The 19,055-nt window shown below is 68.5% G+C and carries 14 protein-coding genes and 1 pseudogene; 7 read left to right on the top strand and 8 right to left on the bottom strand.

The annotated features are described in order from the left end of the window. Positions 1-340 precede the first annotated feature (340 nt). Complete coding sequence (gene secA / locus ACZ3IC_RS17755; RefSeq protein ID WP_467417237.1) at positions 341-3,160, bottom strand: preprotein translocase subunit SecA; 2,820 nt, start codon at positions 3,158-3,160, stop codon at positions 341-343. A 239-nt stretch (positions 3,161-3,399) separates the two neighbouring features. Between secA and ACZ3IC_RS17750 the strand changes: the two are divergent. Next, positions 3,400-3,602, top strand: a pseudogene (locus ACZ3IC_RS17750) (GNAT family N-acetyltransferase); the annotation flags it as partial. Positions 3,603-3,654: 52 nt separating this feature from the next. Beyond that, complete coding sequence (locus ACZ3IC_RS17745; protein WP_467417236.1) at positions 3,655-4,830, top strand: winged helix-turn-helix domain-containing protein; 1,176 nt, start codon at positions 3,655-3,657, stop codon at positions 4,828-4,830. A 58-nt stretch (positions 4,831-4,888) separates the two neighbouring features. Here the strand turns inward: ACZ3IC_RS17745 and ACZ3IC_RS17740 are convergent, their stop codons facing one another. The 7 genes from ACZ3IC_RS17740 to mtnA form a co-directional block, all read right to left on the bottom strand. Next, positions 4,889-5,638, bottom strand: a complete 750-nt coding sequence (locus ACZ3IC_RS17740) for a response regulator (protein WP_467417234.1) — start codon at positions 5,636-5,638, stop codon at positions 4,889-4,891. A gap of 185 nt (positions 5,639-5,823) precedes the next feature. After that, entirely contained in the window at positions 5,824-6,513 is a 690-nt protein-coding gene (hpf, locus tag ACZ3IC_RS17735; RefSeq protein ID WP_467417232.1) for a ribosome hibernation-promoting factor, HPF/YfiA family, read from the bottom strand. A 319-nt stretch (positions 6,514-6,832) separates the two neighbouring features. Then, on the bottom strand, positions 6,833-7,561 hold the full coding sequence (locus ACZ3IC_RS17730; protein ID WP_467417230.1) for a ComF family protein: 729 nt from the start codon (positions 7,559-7,561) through the stop codon (positions 6,833-6,835). Between the two features lie 71 nt (positions 7,562-7,632). Next, positions 7,633-9,402 carry an LpqB family beta-propeller domain-containing protein gene (locus ACZ3IC_RS17725; protein WP_467417569.1) on the bottom strand — a complete coding sequence of 590 codons (1,770 nt, stop codon included), beginning with the start codon at positions 9,400-9,402 and terminating at the stop codon, positions 7,633-7,635. Between the two features lie 76 nt (positions 9,403-9,478). Continuing rightward, positions 9,479-11,503, bottom strand: a complete 2,025-nt coding sequence (mtrB, locus tag ACZ3IC_RS17720; RefSeq protein ID WP_467417229.1) for an MtrAB system histidine kinase MtrB — start codon at positions 11,501-11,503, stop codon at positions 9,479-9,481. A gap of 1 nt (position 11,504) precedes the next feature. Further along, on the bottom strand, positions 11,505-12,194 hold the full coding sequence (gene mtrA / locus ACZ3IC_RS17715) for a two-component system response regulator MtrA (RefSeq protein WP_467417227.1): 690 nt from the start codon (positions 12,192-12,194) through the stop codon (positions 11,505-11,507). A gap of 4 nt (positions 12,195-12,198) precedes the next feature. Next, positions 12,199-13,344, bottom strand: coding sequence for an S-methyl-5-thioribose-1-phosphate isomerase (gene mtnA, locus ACZ3IC_RS17710; RefSeq protein WP_467417225.1), 1,146 nt, complete (start codon positions 13,342-13,344; stop codon positions 12,199-12,201). Positions 13,345-13,484: 140 nt separating this feature from the next. Here mtnA and ACZ3IC_RS17705 point away from each other — a divergent pair, with 140 nt between their 5' ends. The 5 genes from ACZ3IC_RS17705 to ACZ3IC_RS17685 are packed head-to-tail and all read left to right on the top strand — an operon-like array spanning position 13,485 to position 18,905. After that, positions 13,485-14,681 (top strand): DUF7847 domain-containing protein, encoded by a 1,197-nt coding sequence (locus ACZ3IC_RS17705; RefSeq protein ID WP_467417223.1) that lies wholly within the window; start codon positions 13,485-13,487, stop codon positions 14,679-14,681. Positions 14,682-14,685: 4 nt separating this feature from the next. Further along, positions 14,686-15,375, top strand: coding sequence for a DUF4129 domain-containing protein (locus ACZ3IC_RS17700; RefSeq protein WP_467417221.1), 690 nt, complete (start codon positions 14,686-14,688; stop codon positions 15,373-15,375). Beyond that, positions 15,372-16,586: a DUF4350 domain-containing protein gene (locus tag ACZ3IC_RS17695; RefSeq protein ID WP_467417219.1), complete on the top strand. Its 1,215-nt coding sequence runs from the start codon at positions 15,372-15,374 to the stop codon at positions 16,584-16,586. The genes ACZ3IC_RS17700 and ACZ3IC_RS17695 overlap by 4 nt, the downstream gene beginning before the upstream one ends. Continuing rightward, entirely contained in the window at positions 16,583-17,584 is a 1,002-nt protein-coding gene (locus ACZ3IC_RS17690) for an AAA family ATPase (protein WP_467417218.1), read from the top strand. The genes ACZ3IC_RS17695 and ACZ3IC_RS17690 overlap by 4 nt, the downstream gene beginning before the upstream one ends. A 10-nt stretch (positions 17,585-17,594) precedes the next feature. Continuing rightward, a complete protein-coding gene (locus tag ACZ3IC_RS17685) occupies positions 17,595-18,905 on the top strand; it encodes a DUF58 domain-containing protein (protein WP_467417567.1) in 1,311 nt (436 codons plus the stop codon). Positions 18,906-19,055: the final 150 nt, after the last annotated feature.

Below are 19,055 nucleotides of genomic sequence, written 5' to 3'. Positions count from 1 at the left end.
AACGACACCACCCACCCGCCTCCTCCCCCTCTCCGCTCCTCCTCCCCCCGCCCCGTCCCACCCACGGCCCGCCTTTCCAGCCCCTGGGACGTTTGAGGAGCGGGGTCCGGGGCGGAGCCCCGGTTCCGGGAAGGGACGGGAGGGACGGGGAGGGGACAGGCCCCGCACAGCGGTCACACCCCACCGACACCAAGGCCACCCACCCGCTCAAGCCCGCACACACGCCACGACCCGGGTTTGGGCCCGGACCCGGGCCCAAAACAAGCCGGGGCCGAGCACCCGCAAAGATGCCCGACCCCGGCTAAAGCCCAACCAACACCAACAGCGTCAGCGCCACCCGCTACTTCTTACGGCGGCGCCCACCCCCACCATTCTTCTGCGCCTTGCGCCGCTCCGCCCGAGTCAGCCCGTCCGACTCGGACACGGCTCCACCGTCTCCGTTGGCGAAGTCGCCCTCGACGATCCCGCCCTCCCCGTCCACCGTGGGCGCAGAGAAGTGCAGCCGGTCCGGACGCTGCGGAGCGTCGAGCCCCTTGGCCCGGATCTCCGGACGCGCCGCCGGTACGAGGTCCTCCTTGTCGAGCGAGGTCCGCTCGGCCTCGTCCTGCACCGGAACCTCCTCGACCTTCTGCTCGACCTGGACCTCCAGGTTGAACAGGTAGCCGACGGACTCCTCCTTGATGCCCTCCATCATGGCGTTGAACATGTCGAAGCCCTCGCGCTGGTACTCGACCAGCGGGTCCTTCTGCGCCATGGCACGGAGGCCGATGCCCTCCTGGAGGTAGTCCATCTCGTAGAGGTGCTCACGCCACTTGCGGTCCAGAACGGACAGCACCACACGCCGCTCCAGCTCGCGCATGATGTCCGAGCCGAGCTGCTTCTCGCGCGCCTCGTACTGCTCGTGGATGTCGTCCTTGATGGACTCACCGATGAACTCGGCAGTGATCCCGGCCAGGTCGCCGGCCGCCTCCTCCAGCTCCTCAATGGTGACCTTCACCGGGTAGAGCTGCTTGAACGCACCCCACAGCCGGTCCAGGTCCCACTCCTCGGCGAAGCCCTCGGCAGTCTCCTGGCGGATGTAGTCGTCGATCGTGTCGTCCATGAAGTGGCGGATCTGGTCCTGCAGATCCTCGCCTTCCAGGACCCGGCGACGCTCACCGTAGATGACCTCGCGCTGCCGGTTGAGCACCTCGTCGTACTTCAGGACGTTCTTACGCGTCTCGAAGTTCTGCTGCTCGACCTGCGACTGGGCCGACGCGATCGCCCGCGTCACCATCTTGTTCTCGATCGGCACATCGTCCGGCACATTGGCCATCGACATGACGCGCTCGACCATCTGCGCCTTGAACAGCCGCATCAGGTCGTCGCCGAGCGACAGATAGAAGCGGGACTCACCCGGGTCGCCCTGCCGGCCGGAACGACCGCGCAGCTGGTTGTCGATACGCCGCGACTCATGCCGCTCGGTGCCCAGGACGTACAGCCCGCCGAGCTCCTTGACCTCTTCGAACTCCGCCTTCACGGACAGTTCGGCCTTTTCCAGCGCGGCAGGCAACGCGGCCGCCCACTCCTCGACGTGCTCGACGGGGTCGAGGCCCCGCTGGCGCAGCTCCGCCTCGGCAAGGTCGTCGGGGTTGCCGCCGAGCTTGATGTCGGTGCCTCGTCCGGCCATGTTCGTCGCGACCGTGACCGCGCCCTTGCGGCCGGCCTGGGCGACGATCGTCGCCTCACGGTCGTGCTGCTTGGCGTTGAGGACCTCGTGGTGGACACCGCGCTTGGAAAGCTGCTGCGAGAGGTACTCGGACTTCTCGACCGAGGTGGTGCCGACCAGGATCGGCTGGCCCTTCTCGTGCTTCTCGGCGATGTCGTCGACGACTGCGGCGAACTTCGCGACCTCGGTGCGGTAGATCAGGTCCGACTGGTCGGCACGGACCATGGGCCGGTTGGTCGGGATCGGTACGACACCGAGTTTGTAGATCTGGTGGAACTCGGCGGCCTCGGTCATCGCCGTACCGGTCATGCCGGAGAGCTTGCTGTAGAGACGGAAGAAGTTCTGCAGGGTGATCGTGGCGAGCGTCTGGTTCTCGTCCTTGATGTCCACCCCTTCCTTCGCCTCGATCGCCTGGTGCATGCCCTCGTTGTAGCGGCGCCCGGCGAGGATACGGCCGGTGTGCTCGTCGACGATCATGACTTCGCCGTCGATGACGACGTAGTCCTTGTCCTTCTTGAAGAGTTCCTTGGCCTTGATGGCGTTGTTGAGGTACCCGACGAGGGGAGTGTTCACCGACTCGTAGAGGTTCTCGATGCCGAGCCAGTCCTCGACCTTCGAGACACCGGCCTCATGGATGGCGACGGTCCGCTTCTTCTCGTCGACCTCGTAGTCGCCGGTCTCCTCGATGCCCTTGAGCGGGTTGCCCGCCTCGCCCTTGGACAGGCGTGTGACCAGCTTGGCGAAGTCGCCGTACCACTTGGTGGCCTGGTCGGCCGGGCCGGAGATGATCAGCGGCGTACGGGCCTCGTCGACGAGGATCGAGTCGACCTCGTCGACCACGGCGAAGTTGTGGCCGCGCTGGACGAGCTCGTCCGCGGACCACGCCATGTTGTCGCGGAGGTAGTCGAAGCCGAACTCGTTGTTCGTGCCGTACGTGATGTCGCAGGCGTACTGCTCACGGCGCTGGGCAGGCGTCATGTTGGCGATGATGCAGCCGACGGTCAGGCCGAGGAACTTGTGGACCCGGCCCATCATCTCGGAGTCGCGCTCGGCCAGATAGTCATTGACCGTGATCAGGTGCACGCCCTTGCCGGAGAGCGCGTTGAGATACGCCGGCAGGGTACCGACCAGGGTCTTGCCCTCGCCGGTCTTCATCTCGGCCACATAGCCGAGGTGCAGGGCTGCGCCGCCCATCATCTGGACGTCGTAGTGGCGCTGTCCGAGGACCCGCTTGGCGGCCTCACGGACGGTCGCGAATGCCTCGGGGAGCAGGTCGTCCAGGCTCTCGCCGTCCGCGTACCGTTCCTTGTACTCGTCGGTGAGCGCCCGCAGCTCGGCGTCGGAGAGGTTGACAAAGTCCTCTTCGATGGAGCTGACCTGGTCCGCGATGCGGTGCAGTTTGCGCAGGATCTTGCCTTCGCCTGCACGCATGAGCTTGTTGAAGACGGACACTGAGGCTGGTCTCCTTGCCGGTCGGGCCTGGCACTGGGTCGTGTTATGGACTCTGGCGCGGGCACGGCAGGTGGGCCCCACCGCAACGGCCATCGTAAGCGAGGACCCCGCCGCGCCGGGAGGGCTGCCGCCGCGTTGGCCCTGCCATCCCCGCCAAATCAACGGCCAGGAGGCGCCGAAGGTGCCGGGAAGTCCGTAAAGTGTTCGCTTCGCAGTCGGCGCCTCACCAGAATCCGTACATGAAGCCGATCACCCTCACCACCCAGCGCTCTGCTGCTGCGCCCTTTCGCGAGCGGCGACGCGGGTGAGATCCACGCCACCTGTCAGGACCCGGACATCCCAGCGCTGGACGGTCGTGCCCTCCCCGTACAGCCGCGCCGACGCGGAGCTCTTCGCGGGGAAGCTGTCCCCCGCCGGCCGGCACGACGACTCCATGTACAACTGCCGGTGAACTCCACGACCGGATGTCAGTGCCTCCCTCTAGGGTGCGCGGCATGACGTCTGTGCCGCCTCCCGCCGCCGAACTCTCCGCCGACCAGGCGCGCAGGATCGCCCTGCGCGCCCAAGGCTTCCTGGGCTCCCCGGACCGCCGGGCCGGGGTTCCGGGTGTGCTGCGGCATCTCGGTGCTGTACAGCTCGACACGATCTCGGTGCTCGCGCGTTCACACGAGCTGATTCCGTACGCGCGCCTCGGCGCGGTCGGTAGGCGCACGGTCGAGGAGGCGTACTGGTCGGGTGGCCGCACCTTCGAGTACTGGTCGCACGCGGCCTGCATCCTGCCGGTCGAGGAGTGGCCGCACTTCGCGTTCCGTCGCCGCGCCTACCGCTCGCGTCCCCACTGGCACCACGACCTGCCGGACGGCGCCTACGAGACGGTGATCAAGCGGCTGCGCGCCGAGGGCCCGCTGACGGCGACGGAGCTGGGCGGCGCGAAGAACGGCGGGGAGTGGTGGGACTGGTCGGGGTCGAAGGTCGCCGTCGAGCGCGCCCTGATGTACGGCGAGGTGGTGTGCACCGAGCGGCGCAGCTGGAAGCGGGTGTACGACCTCGCTGAGCGGGCCGTGCCCGATGCCATGCTGCACGACGATCTGGACGACGCGGAGTGCCTGCGCCGACTGGTCGCGCTCGCCGGGCAGTCCCTGGGCGTCGGCACCCGCGCGGACATCGCGGACTACCACCGGCTCAAGGGTGAGCAGTTCGACGCAGTGGTGGCGGACTCCGGTCTGGTGCCGGTGACGGTGCAGGGCTGGGCGAAGCCGGCCTGGGCGGACCCGGCGGCGCTGGCCTCGGAACCGCGCGGACGGCACCGTACGACGCTGTTGTCGCCGTTCGACTCGCTGGTCTGGGAGCGGGCGCGCACCGAGCGGATCTTCGGTTTCACCCACCGTCTGGAGGCCTACGTCCCCAAACCCAAGCGGATACACGGCTATTTCGCGATGCCGCTGCTGGCGGGCGGAAAGCTGCAGGGCCGCGTCGACCCGGCGCGCGAGGGCAGCACGCTGGTCGCCCGCCAGGTGTCCTTGGCGGGCAAGAAGGCCGTGGCGCCGATGGCCGAGGCACTGGCGGAGGCCGCGTCCTGGGTCGGCTGTACGGATGTCCGGCTGGAGCGGGTCGACGCACCGGAACTGCGCGGGCCGCTCGCTCAGGAAATCGCCCTCGCTCTGGCGTGAGTGCGCTTTTCCGTCTCTTTACCCGGCGTCGCCCTGTTCGGCCCCGTCGCCGGACCGGTCACCTGATCTCCAGGATCTTCTCCCGCATGGCATAGACCACAGCTTCCATCCTGGAGTGCAGCTGCAACTTCTCCAGAATGTTGCGGACGTGGTTCTTCACGGTGTTCTCGGAAATGAACAGCTCCTTCGCGATATCGCGATTGTTCATGCCCGTTGCAACGAGTTTCAGGACTTCGAGTTCCCGGTCGGTGAGCCGCGGCGCCGGCACCAGCCTGCGCTCGTCGGTCCGCTGGATCATCGATTTGAACTCGGTGAGCAGTTTGGACGCCATGGAGGGGCTGATCTGGGACTGCCCGTCGGCGACCGCGCGAATCGCCGTGGCCACCTCGTCCGTGGAGATCTCCTTGAGGAGATAGCCGGTGGCGCCCGCCTTGATCGCGTCGTAGAGGTCGGCCTCCTCGTCGCTGATCGTCAGCATGATGATCTTCGCGCTGGGGGCCACCTCCTTGATCGACGTGCAGGCCTCGATGCCGCCGCGCTTCGGCATCCGTACATCCATCAGCACGATGTCGGGCAGCAGATCGGCGGCCTTGTCGACCGCCTCCGCCCCGTCACCCGCCTCGCCGACGACCTGGATGTCCTCCTCCTGGGCGAGGACGATCTCCAGACCTCTGCGGAAAAGCGCGTGGTCGTCCACCACGAGGACCCGGATCGGCTCCTTGCGGGAACCACTGTCCGCCTCCGCGCCGACGTCGGCAGCATGGTCGGCATCATTCGCATCACGCACGGGCCCGAAGGTGTCCGCCATCGTTCCTCCCCCTGAAGGCCATGGCCTGAAGTTCGCAAACTGTCCACCAACGGCAGTTCACAGAGCACCGGTTGGCTTGGGACGACATGATTTCATGCCTGGACGTCAGAGCGGTGAACCTGTGGCCGCACACGGGTGCCCCTGGGGGCGCACAGGCGCTCCAGGGGCACCACAGAGGGGTGGCGTCAGCCGCCGAGTGCACCGCCCGCGCCGCCCGCCTCGTCGCCGGCCAGCGGGTCGGTCCTCAGGTGGATGACACCGTAGTCATAGGCATGCCGTCGGTAGACGACACTGGGTTCCTTCGTCTCGGAGTCGACGAACAGATAGAAGTCGTGCCCGACCAGCTCCATCTCGTAGAGCGCCTGATCGAGCGACATCGGTGCGGCGACGTGCGTCTTCTCGCGCATCACCAGCGGGCCCTCGCCCTGTACCTCCAGCGAGCCGAACCTGGTGGTGGGTACGGACTGAGCCGCCTCATTGCCAACCAGATCGCCCTCACCGTTGAACGACGCCGCGCCCGGCACGGTCTCAGCGACTTCGGCAGCGGGAATCCGGCCGTTGCCACGGCGGCTGTAGCGCTTGTCGTGCTGCTTGCGCAGCCGTGCCTCCAGCTTGCCGGTGGCCAGGTCCAGCGCTGCGTACGGGTCGCCTGCGGCCGCTTCCGCCCTGATGACCGGCCCACGCGAGCGGAGCGTGATCTCCACCCGGTCGGAACGGTCGGCCTGACGGGGGTTCGGCTCCTTGGACACCTCGACGTCAAGGCTGATCACCTTGCCGTCGAACTTCTGGATCTTGTCCAGCTTCAGCTTCTCGGCCACGTGCTTGCGGAACCGCTCGGGCACCTCGGTCTTGCGGCCCTTGACGACGATGTCCACGCAGAACTCCGTTCCCGGATCACTCCGCTCAGCGGCGGAGTATCTCCCTTTTGCACCAGGCTCCGGTGGTAGCCGGAGCCGCGGACTCGGTGTCCACCTCCTCCTCCCCCATCGGCAAGGTCTCCACCCCGCCGAATTTTCAGCTTCTGGACTACTGGTGAGTTACCTGCCCGAAACCTGGTGGTGCATGCATCGAGGTCTGGCATTCACCATTCCTCACAACCGAACATAGCCTGCCCGGCGGGATGTCGGCACCCGCTACTCGCACGTACCTCCGTTCAGGTCTTTTTACTCACTCACTACCTGCAACGATGCAAGTTCATTGGCAGTTCCGGGTCATTTCGAAGGCCGCCGGAGATGCTGCGACAACGGCCGCCTGCGCACTACCGTGGGCGACGCCTCCGCGCCCGCTCGCCGTCCCGATCGCTCGAGCCGCCTCGGCCAACGAGGCACCGGTCGTCAGAAGGTCGTCCACCAGCACCACCCGTCCGGCCGCAAGCAGCCGTTCGCCCCCGGCCACGACCTCCAGTGCCCCCGCGAGATTCGCCTGCCGCTGCCGGGCTCCGAGCCCCGCTTGATCGGCGACCCGACGCCGCTGCCGAAGCACCGCGGCCACCCCGGCCCGGCTGCCGCCGCGCCGCAGCTCACCCGCGGCGGCCAGCGCGATCCGGCGCGTCGGATCATGCCCCCGCGCCGCCACGGCCCGCCGCGTCGACGGTACGGGGACGAGCAGCAGCGGCCCGACGACGCCCACCTGCCCCGCCCCGGCCCGCACGGCCCCCGCCAGCGCCTTGCCAAGTGCCCCGGCCAGCCCCAGTGCACCCCGCTCCTTATGGGCCAGGAGCACCGCACGTACGGCGTTCTCGTACGCAGCGGCCGCATGCACCACCGGTAGGCCCGCAGGCTCGGGCACAGGTCTCACCCTGCGCGGCACCCCGCCGTACAGCTCCGCCCGGCATTCCTCGCACAGCTCGATACGCGGCCTGCCGCAGCCACCGCAGGACACCGGCAGGACCAGGCCCGAGATCTCCCGCCACCACCCCCGCATGACTCCACTGTGCCCTCCCCGAAGGGACCGGGCCACCCCTGTGGATAACGCGGAAGCGGTCTTGCGGGGTCTCAGCCCGGGAAGACCAACGACGAGCCCTCCTTGACCACCGTCTGCCAGTTGTCGCCCGGCGACAGCTTCACTATCCCGTCGCTCGACGTGGCCGCCATCAGCGGCAACCGCTCGTCGTCCGCCGCCGCGACCGACGACACCTGGTTCACGCCGGGCAGAACACCCGATGCGGGCGTCGAACCGTCCGCCTGCACATAGCGCATTTGCTGCACGCCGCCTTGCTCCTTGCCGACCACCACGAGACGGCTCCGGCCCGACCACGACATCGCGGTCACGTCCGTCAGCTGCGGAGCGGCCTGCCGCAGATCCACCACCGAGACCTGCTGCTCCGTCTCCGGCCCGCGGCGCTCGATCCGGCCGATCTTCAGCGTGTTGCGGCCGTCCTGGGTCACCAGGAGTGCGATCCGCACTCCGTCCGCGGACATCCGCAGCGCCTCGATGCGCCCGCCGTCCAGGCTCGGCACAGTGACCTCATGCGGCTCGCCGACACCACCGGCCAGCCTCAGCAGTCTGGGGTTGTCCGGATCCCGGTCGGCCACCCAGAGGTCGCCCCGGCCGTCCCAGCTCGGTGCCGACAGACGGTTGTTCGGGTTCTGCGCCTTGCTGGTCACCGCGGCCGCGGGAAACTCTCCGTCCGAGACGATGGACGACACATAGAGGGCCGCCCTGTCGCGCGAGACCGCTGCCGCCGACTGCTCGTCCCTGGCCACACCGACCGCACCCATCCGCACCGGGCCGTTGCCGAGCGGGCCGGCCACCGCCTCCGGGGTGCCACTGCCCTTGGTGCTGCCGGGAATTCGCTCCACATGCCCCTTGGCATCGATGAAGTACTGGCTGTCCGGCCCGCTCGACGAACCGTCAAGGGCGAACTGCTCCGCCTGGTCCGTCCCGAGGACACACAGTGGGGAACCGTCGGAGCGCTGCAGTTCGACCTGTTCGACCCGTGCGGACGTCAGATCCCGCAGGGTGTAGAGGACCTGTGAGGCCATCATGCGACAGGAGTGCTGTCCGACGCCGTCCGCCTTCTTGTTGAGCGGGACCTTCAGTACGTTGCGGTCGTCGGGGGTGAGCGAGGTGACGCCCTTCGCCAGCGCCGTACCCGGGGGGAAGCTGGATTCGACCGCCGGCCGCAGCCAACTGGTCGGCCCTGCCAAAAGGCTGCGGACTGCCTGCGTCACGGTGTCCATCCCGGTGACGGGGTCCGTCCGGCTGCGGAGATAGACAGGGTCGGCGACCAGGGTCGACGGCACCGACGTCCGCCCCGCGGCGTAGTAGTACTTGTCGACGGAGCGATAGAGGCGCTTGAAGTCCGACTCCCCGAGCAGAAGGCCATCCGGCACGAGGTCGATGCGCCACTCCTTGCCCTCCGGACCGTTCTCCTTCACCAAACGCAGGGTCTGGTTGTAGTCCGTGGGCGCGAGCGGCTGATAGGCGCTCTGGGCGTCGACCGTAGCCACCTTCTCACCGGTCAGGGTGTAGGTGACCTCCGTGATGCCGGCGTCGCTGTCGTGCATCGGGCGGTCGCTCCGGTTCGGCGCCTTGGTGAGCACCGTCGTGAACGCGCTCGGCTTCCAGGTGCTCGCGGCCTCTCTCGTCAGGTACTTACGGGTCGTCCTGAAGTCCGAGTCATCACTGGTCATGGACTCCAGGAAGCCGTCGACGATCTCGTTGGGGGTGGCGTTGTCACGCGGCGCCACGGCGTACACCTGCACCTGGGAGTCACCTGGCTGCGAGGCATCGACCGCTTTGACATCCCCTGTGACAGGCATCGAGCCGCACGCGGAGAGCAGCACAACACCGCATCCGAGCAGCGCGAGCACGCGCCCATGGCCGCCCCTGCGACGGTCAGTGCCCACGATTCGCTTCCCCCCGCTCCGGGTCCTGCACTGCAGAGTCGAAATCGCCGCCCGGTCGGCCCTCGGCGGGGCGCGCGACCACCCGTGCGCCGCTCCCCGGCAGGGCCGCCGGATGCACCGAGGCCGGCGCCGTCCGGGGAGCCACAGGGGCACGCGAGGGTACGGACAGTGTGGACCGGTCGCTGCCGCTGGGCTGGGTCGGCACCGTCGTCAGCCGGTGCTCGCTCCCGGTCGCGGGAGCGGCCGCGGCTCGCTCCCGGCTCTCCCGGTTGCGCCGGGAGTCCTCGGGTTCCAGTGGTATCGGCGATCCGCGCAGCGGTTCGTCCGCCGTGCGCGGCAGAGTCAGCCGGAACTGCGAACCGCCGCCCGGCTCGCCCCATGCCTGTAGCCAGCCGCCGTGCAGCCTGGCGTCCTCCACGGCAATGGACAGTCCGAGTCCGGTGCCGCCGGTCGTCCGCGCGCGGGCCGGGTCGGCCCGCCAGAAACGGTTGAACACCCGCGTCGCCTCGCCGGGCTTGAGCCCCACGCCGTAGTCCCGTACGGCCACGGCGACCGCACCTCCGGCCACCCCCATCCGTACCACGACGTCCCGGCCCTCGCCGTGCTCGACGGCATTGACCACAAGGTTGCGCAGGACGCGCTCGACCCGCCGCGCGTCGACCTCCGCGATCACCGGCTGCTCGTCGCCGACCACCCGGATCCGGGTGCCCTTGCGCTCGGCCAGCGGCTCGGCCCCGCCGATCACCCGTCGTACGACCTGCCGAAGATCTATCGGCTCGGCCTCCAGCGCCGCGGCGCCCGCGTCGAACCGGCTGATCTCCAGCAGATCGGAGAGCAGCGATTCGAACCGGTCGAGCTGGTCGCCGAGCAGCTCCGCAGAGCGCGCCGTCACAGGATCGAAGTCGCTGCGGGCCTCATGGATGACATCGGCGGCCATCCGTACGGTCGTCAGCGGTGTCCGCAGCTCATGGGAGACGTCGGAGACGAAGCGCCGCTGCATCCGGGACAGCTCCTCCAGCTGCTGGATCTTCAGCTGGAGGTTCTGCGCCATCTTGTTGAAGGCCTCACCGAGCCGGGCGATGTCGTCCTCGCCGGTGACCTTCATCCGTTCCTGGAGCCTGCCGACGGAGAGCCGCTCGACGATGCCGGCCGCCATCCGTACAGGCGTGACCACCTGCCGCACCACGAACCAGGCAATGGCCCCGAGCAGCACGACCACGAACAGTCCCGCAGTCGCCAGCGTGCCCTTGACCAGCGTCAATGACTTCTCCTCCTGCGTCAGCGGGAAGAGGTAGTAGAGCTGGTACGGATTGTGGTCGATGTCGTAGAGCCGCTTGCCCACGACGAGTCCGGGCTGCGGCTCCTGCCCGTTCGCGTACTGGATCAGGGAGTACGTCTGGAACGCCCCCGGCCCCTTGTTCACGGAGTCACGCAGGCTCTGCGGAATGCTCGCCGCCTCCACACTGCCCGAGCCACGCGGCGCACGGGTGCCCTCGTCGGCGCTGAGCGCCACCACGTGGAAGGCGTTCTTGCCACCACTGGCGAGCTGGTCGACGAGCTCGGTCCGCCAGGAGTTGTTGGCCGTGCTGCCATCCGTCGTGTCGCTGCCCTGCCCACCGGGAATGAGCGGGGCGTTCGCCTTCTCCTGGGCCGCCGCGAAACCGCCTGCGGCCTGAGTCTGAGCAGCCTTGCCCTTCGCGTCGAGCAGTCCATTGCGCACCTGCCCGATCACTACCAGCCCGAGGAGCAGCACCACTCCGAGCGACATGAGCAGCGTGCCCGCGACAACCCTCAGCTGGAGGTTGCGTCGCCACAGCCGCACGGCGGGCAGCAGCGGACGCCGCACCCAACGCATCAGCAGTCGCAGCACAGGGCCGCCGGCCGCCCGGTCGTGGAACAACCGGCCACCCTGCAGAAGACGCCCTACCTGGGACGCCTTGTGTCCCGGAGAAGCAGCCCGCTCCGCACGGACTCCCGGCCCCCCGGCCTGCGGAGCAGCGCTACTCAGGGGCATGTCAGCTCGGTCCGGCCTTGTAACCGACCCCTCGGACGGTCACCACGATCTCCGGTCGCTCCGGGTCCTTCTCGACCTTGGAGCGCAGTCGCTGGACATGAACATTCACCAGCCGGGTGTCAGCGGCGTGGCGGTACCCCCACACCTGCTCCAGAAGTACCTCACGGGTGAAGACCTGCCACGGCTTACGGGCGAGCGCGACCAGCAGGTCGAACTCCAGCGGGGTGAGGGCGATCGACTGTCCCTCCCGCTTCACCGAGTGACCGGCCACATCGATGACCAGATCCCCGATGGCCAACTGCTCGGGCGTCGGCTCCTCGGACCTCCGCAGACGCGCCCTGATCCGGGCAACCAACTCCTTAGGTTTGAACGGCTTGACGATGTAGTCGTCAGCCCCGGACTCCAGGCCCACCACTACGTCAACCGTGTCGCTCTTGGCAGTGAGCATGACGATCGGCACACCCGACTCGGCCCTGATCAACCTGCAGACCTCGATGCCGTCCCTTCCGGGCAGCATCAGATCCAGCAGGACCAGGTCCGGCTTGGCCTCACGAAATGCGGCAAGTGCCTTGTCGCCGTCCGCTACGAACGACGGCTCGAAACCTTCACCACGCAGCACAATCCCGAGCATCTCGGCCAGTGCGGTGTCGTCGTCGACGACAAGGACGCGTCCCTTCATAATCGACATCATCCCATTAGCTAATCGTTACCTGCGATGATCTGGCACACAGCTCTGCCAGTCCGACCCCCGTGACCGGGGAAACTGCGCCCTCCTCCGTGACGATCGCCGTGACCAGCTCCGGCGGCGTGATGTCGAACGCGGGGTTGTACACCAGGGTTCCTACCGGTGCCACGAGCAATCCGCCGGCACCCCCGCCTGCCTCCCCGGCCTGCTGGGATGTGAGCTCCGTCACTTCACTCCCCGGCCGCTGCTCCACGGTGATCGATGCCCCGTCCGCGGTGTCCAGATCCACGGTCGTGGTCGGCGCCACCACGATGAACGGTACGTGGTGGTACTTCGCGAGTACCGCCAGCGGATAGCTCCCCACCTTGTTCGCCACCGAACCGTCTGCGGCGATGCGGTCCGCCCCGATGAGCACGGCGTCCACCTCCCCCGCGGCGAACAGCGAACCTGCGGCATTGTCCGTGAGCAAGCTGTACGGCATGCCATTGCGTGCCGCCTCATACCCGGTCAGCCGGGCGCCCTGCAGCAGCGGGCGCGTCTCGTCCACCCACAGCCGGCGCAGCCGCCCCTCCCGGTGCGCCCCGAGCGCCACCGCGAAGGCAGTGCCCTCACCACCCGAGACGAGCGCCCCCGTATTGCAGTGGGTCAGCAGTTGATACGCGCCACCGGACAACAGTTCGTCCAGAAAAGCAAGCCCGTACCGCGCCATACGCCCGCTGGCCTCGGCGTCCTCCCGGTGCAGCGCCCTGGCCTCGGCCAGCGCCACCGCCGCAGCTCGCTCCGGATCCGCTCCCTTCCCGACGGCCGCCCGGTACGCCCCGGCAGCCCGCCGGACCCCGTACCCGAGATTCACCGCGGTGGGCCGCGCCCGCTCCAGCACCTCCGCGGCCGCCGCCACGTCATCTCCCCGCACCGCTGCGAGAGCCACCCCATAGGCCCCTGCGATGCCCAGCAACGGCGCCCCGCGCACCGCCAGAGTCCGGATCGCCTGCACGAGCGCGGGCACGTCGGCACACACCTGCTCGACCTCCTCTGCAGGCAGCCGCGTCTGGTCGAGGAGCACCAGCACGGGACCTTCCGGAGGCTCGTCCCAGCGAAGCACGGGAAGCGTGGGAGGCTCGATGCCCACCGGCAATTGCGCGTCCTGATCAACCATCCGCCCAGTCTGCCCGGTGAGCCGCCCACAAATGAAGGTACGAAGGAGATAGAGCGCCAGGCCCGTACCGGAGCAACGCGTGGCACGATGGCTGCCAACCTGCCGCCCCGATGAGCGGACAGGACCGTGAAGGAGCGAGAATGAACGACACTCCGGGCTGGGCCTCGCCCGGATCCGCCCCCTCCGAGGGACAGGGGGTGGGCGTCCCCCGGCCCTCCGAGCCCGTCGACGGCAGCGGCCCGGCAGGGAACTGGTCTCCCACGCAGCCGCCCGCAGGGCAGTGGTCCCCACCGGGCACTCCCGGCACAGGTCCCGGCGCGCCACCCCCCAGCTGGGGCGGCGGACCTCAGGGCTCCGGCTGGGAGCAGCCGCCCGTTGCGGCCAAGCCCGGTGTCATCCCTCTCCGGCCGCTCGGCGTCGGTGAAATCCTCGACGGCGCGGTCTCCACGATGCGCGCCCACTGGCGCACGGTCCTCGGTATCACGTTGACCGTGTCCGTGGTCGCCCAGATCGCGATCATCCTCGTGCAACGCTATGTGCTTCCGGAACCCGCAGCGATCGACCCGAACGCCACCGGATCGGAGGCACTCCGGCAAAGCGCCGACTCTGCTCAGTCGGCACTGGTCAGCAGTGTGCCGTCCTTCCTCATCACCATGATCGCTACGCTGATCACGACATCCGTACTGACCGTGGTGATCAGCCGCTCTGTGCTGGGCCGTCCGGTGACGCTCTCCGACGCATGGGCCGAGGCCCGGCCCCGGCTTGCCCAGCTGCTGGGTCTGACACTGCTGCTGGCCCTGATCAGCGCCGCCATCGTGACGGTGGGCCTGCTGCCGGGCATGCTCATCGGCTCCACCGCAGGCGCCGGACTCGCCGTCATCGGATTCCTGGCCGCGTTCGTCGTCGTCATCTGGCTGATGGTCCGCTTCTGTCTCGCCTCGCCGGCACTGATGCTCGAGCGGCAATCGATCACAACCTCCATGCGCCGCTCCGCAAAGCTGGTCAGGGGCGCATGGTGGCGGACTTTCGGCATCCTGGCGCTCACCTGGCTGCTGACCCTCATGGTGAGCATGATCATCGCCATCCCGTTCAGCGTCATCGCGATGGCCGTGGACGGCGGCGGTATCGGCTCCTTCCTCACGGACGGCGCCACGGACTTCGGCTGGCCGTTCCTGATCGTCTCCGGCATCGGCCAGGTGATCACCGCGACGATCACCTACCCGCTCTCCGCCGGTGTGATGGCCCTGCTCTACATCGATCAGCGCATCCGCCGCGAGGCACTCGACCTCGATCTCGCCCGGGCAGCGGGCCTGCCCGGATACGACACCAGGAGCTGATGCCGTGTCGGGGGCGGGGGGCACAACAGCAGCACGGCTACTGATCCACGCGAGCGGCGACACACCTGTGGACACTCCACGTGTCCCCGCCCGCGAGGCCGCGAAGCGCGAGCTGTCGAAACCGATGTACCACGAGAACGATCCCAACCTCCTCCAGCGCGGTCTCGACCGGCTCTGGGGCTGGATCGGCGATCTCCTGAACACGGCCTCCGGCGCCGCGCCGGGCGGCCCACTCGGTCTTGTCGTGCTCGTGCTGGTCGTCATCGGCCTGGTCGCCGCACTCTGGTGGCGGCTGGGCACCCCGCACCGCACCGTGCGTTCCGCGGAAGCCCTCTTCGACGACAGCCCCCGCAGCGCGGCCGAACACCGGACGGCCGCTGAGACCCACGCCGCCGCCCACCGCTGGAACGAGGCGGTCCAAGAGCGCATGCGTGCCATCGTCCGATCCATGGAAGAGCGCGCCCTGCTCGCCCCCCGCCCTGGGCGCACCGCCGACGAAGCGGCCGCCGAAGCGGGCCGCCCACTTCCCGCCCACGCCACGCGGCTCCACGCCGCCGCCAGGGAATTCGACGATGTCACATACGGCGGCCGCACCGCGGACCAGCAGGCGTATCTGGGCCTACAAGCGCTGGACCTCGATCTCGAATCCGCCAAGCCTCTCCTGACGGCCCCGGCCCAGGGAGCACCCGAATGACCGAGGTCACCGCCGCCCCCACCACCTCCGCATCCCTCCCCCCGCACCAGATCTGGATCCGCGCCCGCGGTCTGCTGCTCGCCCTCCTCGTACTCGTCGCTGCCGGTATCGCTCTGGCAACCGTGCGCTCCGGTGACCAGCACGGCCGCCTCGATCCCCGTTCCGCCGACCGCTACGGCAGCCGGGCCGTCGCCGCACTCCTCAAGGAACATGGCGTCTCCATTCATGTGGTCACCACGCTCGATGAGGCCACGGCCCAGGTCGGCCCCGAATCCACGTTGCTCGTCGCCTCCCCCAATCTGCTGACACCGCACCAGCAGAGCGAACTTCGTGCCACGACCGCCTCCTCGGCCGGTCGCACCGTCCTTCTCGCGGCGGGCCCTCCATCCGTGGGCACGCTGGCCCCCGGCGTCCGCGCGGAGTCCGCCGGACCGGTGGCCACCCGCGCCCCTCAGTGCTCCCTGCCCACCGCCCGCAACGCCGGCGCCGTCGAAACGGGAGGCTTCCGCTACGCCTCGGACGGCCTCGATACCATCGCCTGCTTCCCGAGCGACGGCCTCCCCACCCTGCTCCTGGTCGAACAGGGCGCGGGCGACACCGTTCTCCTCGGTTTCCCCGACCTTCTCTACAACGACCGGCTCGGCAACCAGGGCAATGCTTCCCTGGCCCTGCAACTTCTCGGTTCCCGCCCGCATCTGGTCTGGTACCTCCCTTCGCTCACTGATCCTTCTGCTGCCGCTGAGAACGGCGGGAGTGGTGACGACAGCGCCCACGACGACCGCAGCTTCGCCGACCTGATCCCCCAAGGCTGGCTGTGGGGCACCCTGCAACTCGCACTCGCCGCTGTGCTCGCCGCCATCTGGCGCGCCCGTCGTCTGGGCCCACTGGTGACCGAACGGCTGCCCGTGGCCATCCGCGCCTCCGAGGCCACCGAGGGCCGGGCCCGTCTCTACCGCAGGGCGAACGCCCGCGACCGGGCCGCCGACTCACTGCGTTCCGCCACCCGCACCCGTATCGCCTCTCTCATCGGCGTCTCCCCACGCGATGCCCACTCCCCCGCAATACTCATCCCTGCCGTTTCCGCCCGTCTCAGCACCACCGGCAGCGACCTCCAAACCCTGTTCTTCGGACCCGCCCCGTCCGACGATGCCGCTCTTGTACATCTGGCAGACCAACTCGACACCCTCGAAAGAGAGGTACGCACGTCATGAGCGTCCCGCCCCCAGTGCCCGCCGGGACTACCGAGACCGCCGGGAACGGTGACACAGCCCGCGCGTCCCTGGAAGCGCTGCGCTCCGAGATCGCCAAGGCTGTGGTCGGCCAGGACCCGGCAGTCACCGGACTCGTCGTCGCGCTGCTCTGCCGAGGCCACGTCCTTCTCGAAGGCGTCCCCGGCGTGGCCAAGACCCTTCTGGTCCGGGCTCTCGCGGCCTCACTCGCACTCGACACCAAGCGCGTCCAGTTCACCCCCGACCTGATGCCGAGCGACGTCACCGGCTCACTGGTCTATGACGCCCGCACAGCAGAGTTCTCCTTCCAGCCCGGCCCGGTCTTCACCAACCTGCTTCTCGCCGACGAGATCAACCGCACGCCTCCTAAGACGCAGTCCTCCCTCCTGGAGGCAATGGAAGAGCGCCAGGTCACGGTCGACGGAACCCCTCGGCTGCTGCCCGACCCCTTCCTCGTGGCCGCCACGCAGAATCCCGTCGAATACGAGGGCACCTACCCGCTGCCCGAGGCCCAACTGGACCGGTTTCTCCTCAAACTGACGGTGCCCTTGCCGTCCCGCGAAGAGGAGATCAATGTCCTCACCCGTCACTCCGACGGCTTCAATCCGCGCGACCTCAAGTCAGCAGGCATACGCCCCGTCGCCGGCCCAGCCGATCTGGAAGCCGCCCGCGACTCAGTCGCCCGGACCAAGGTCTCCCCCGAGATCACCGGCTATGTCGTCGATATTTGTCGTGCCACGCGTGAATCCCCCTCGCTCTCCCTCGGTGTCTCTCCCCGAGGCGCTACCGCTCTGCTGTCGACCGCCCGTGCCTGGGCCTGGCTCACTGGCCGTGACTACGTCATTCCCGATGACGTGAAGGCCCTGGCTCTCCCCACACTTCGCCATCGCATCCAACTGCGGCCCGAAGCGGAGATGGAGGGAGTCACCCCCGACTCCGTCATCACCGCAGTCCTCGCTCACGTCCCCGTACCCCGATGAGGCGGTGACCGTGGCCCTCACCGGACGTACCGCCCTGCTGGCCGCCCTGGGGTCACTCCCTGTAGGCATCCTGGCCCCGAGCTGGACTGGCCTGCTCGCGGTCAACGCACCGCTCTCTCTAGCAATTCTGTGCGACTACGCCCTGGCTGCACCAGTGCGAACACTTCGTTTCACCCGATCCGGTGACACAACCGTTCGACTCGGCGAAGCCGCTGAAGTGCAACTCACCGTAACGAATCCTTCCCGTCGACGCCTGCGGGCACACCTGCGCGACGCCTGGCCGCCCAGCAGCTGGCACACCGGCATGGAGCAGGCCTCATCCCGTCACACACTGACGATCCCGGCGGGGGAACGTCGCCGGCTGACCACCATCCTGCGACCGACACGGCGCGGTGACCGCCGAGCCGAACGCGTCACCGTCCGTTCGTTCGGACCTCTGGGGCTTGCGGCCCGCCAAGGGAATCACCAAGTCCCGTGGACGGTACGTGTCCTTCCGCCCTTCACCAGCCGCAAGCATCTACCGTCCCGCCTCGCCGGACTCCGCGAGCTCGACGGCCGCACCAGCGTCCTCACCCGTGGGGAAGGCACAGAGTTCGACAGTCTGCGTGCCTATGTACCCGGTGACGACACGCGTTCCATCGACTGGCGGGCGACAGCGCGCCAGTCCGCCGTCGCGGTGCGGACGTGGCGCCCCGAGCGGGACCGTCACATCCTCGTCGTCCTGGACACCGGCCGTACATCAGCGGGTCGCGTCGGTGACGTACCCCGACTCGATGCTGCCCTGGACGCGGCCCTGCTCCTCACCGCGCTTGCCACGCGTGCGGGCGACCGTGTGGATCTACTCGCCTACGACCGCCGCATCCGTGCCCAGGTTCAGGGCAGGTCCGCGGGAGACGTCCTGTCGGCCATGGTCAATGCACTGGCGCCGATCGAACCAGCACTCGTGGAAACGGACGCCCGAGGTCTTGGCGCTGCCGTGCTTGCCGGTACTCCTCGTCGCTCCCTGATTGTGCTTCTCACCGGCCTGGACGCGGCCCCCGTAGAAGAAGGCCTGCTCCCTGTCCTCCGACAGCTGACCCAGCGCCACACGGTGCTGGTGGGCTCGGTGGCCGACCCGCACATCGAGCAGATGGCGGGAGCCAGGGGCACCGTGGACGCGATCTACGAGGCCGCAGCCGGCGCGCAGGCCCAGGCAAGGCGACTCCGCACGGCAGAGCAGCTCCAGCGCCACGGCGCGGTGGTTGTCGATGCCACCCCGGACAACCTCGCCCCGGCTCTCGCCGACGCCTACCTCGCTCTCAAGGGAGCGGGTCGTCTCTAACCCACTCACACGTCAAAAAATTAGCTCATTGGGAGAAGGGCGGCCCTCTCGATGAGCTCAGAACGCAGAAAAGCCCCGTGCCACAAGGGCACGGGGCTTTCCCGTAAAAGGAGTTCGGCGGCGTCCTACTCTCCCACAGGGTCCCCCCTG

The organism is Streptomyces sp. NPDC002958, assembly GCF_055563255.1.
This window is presented reverse-complemented; position numbering and strand designations above follow the sequence as displayed.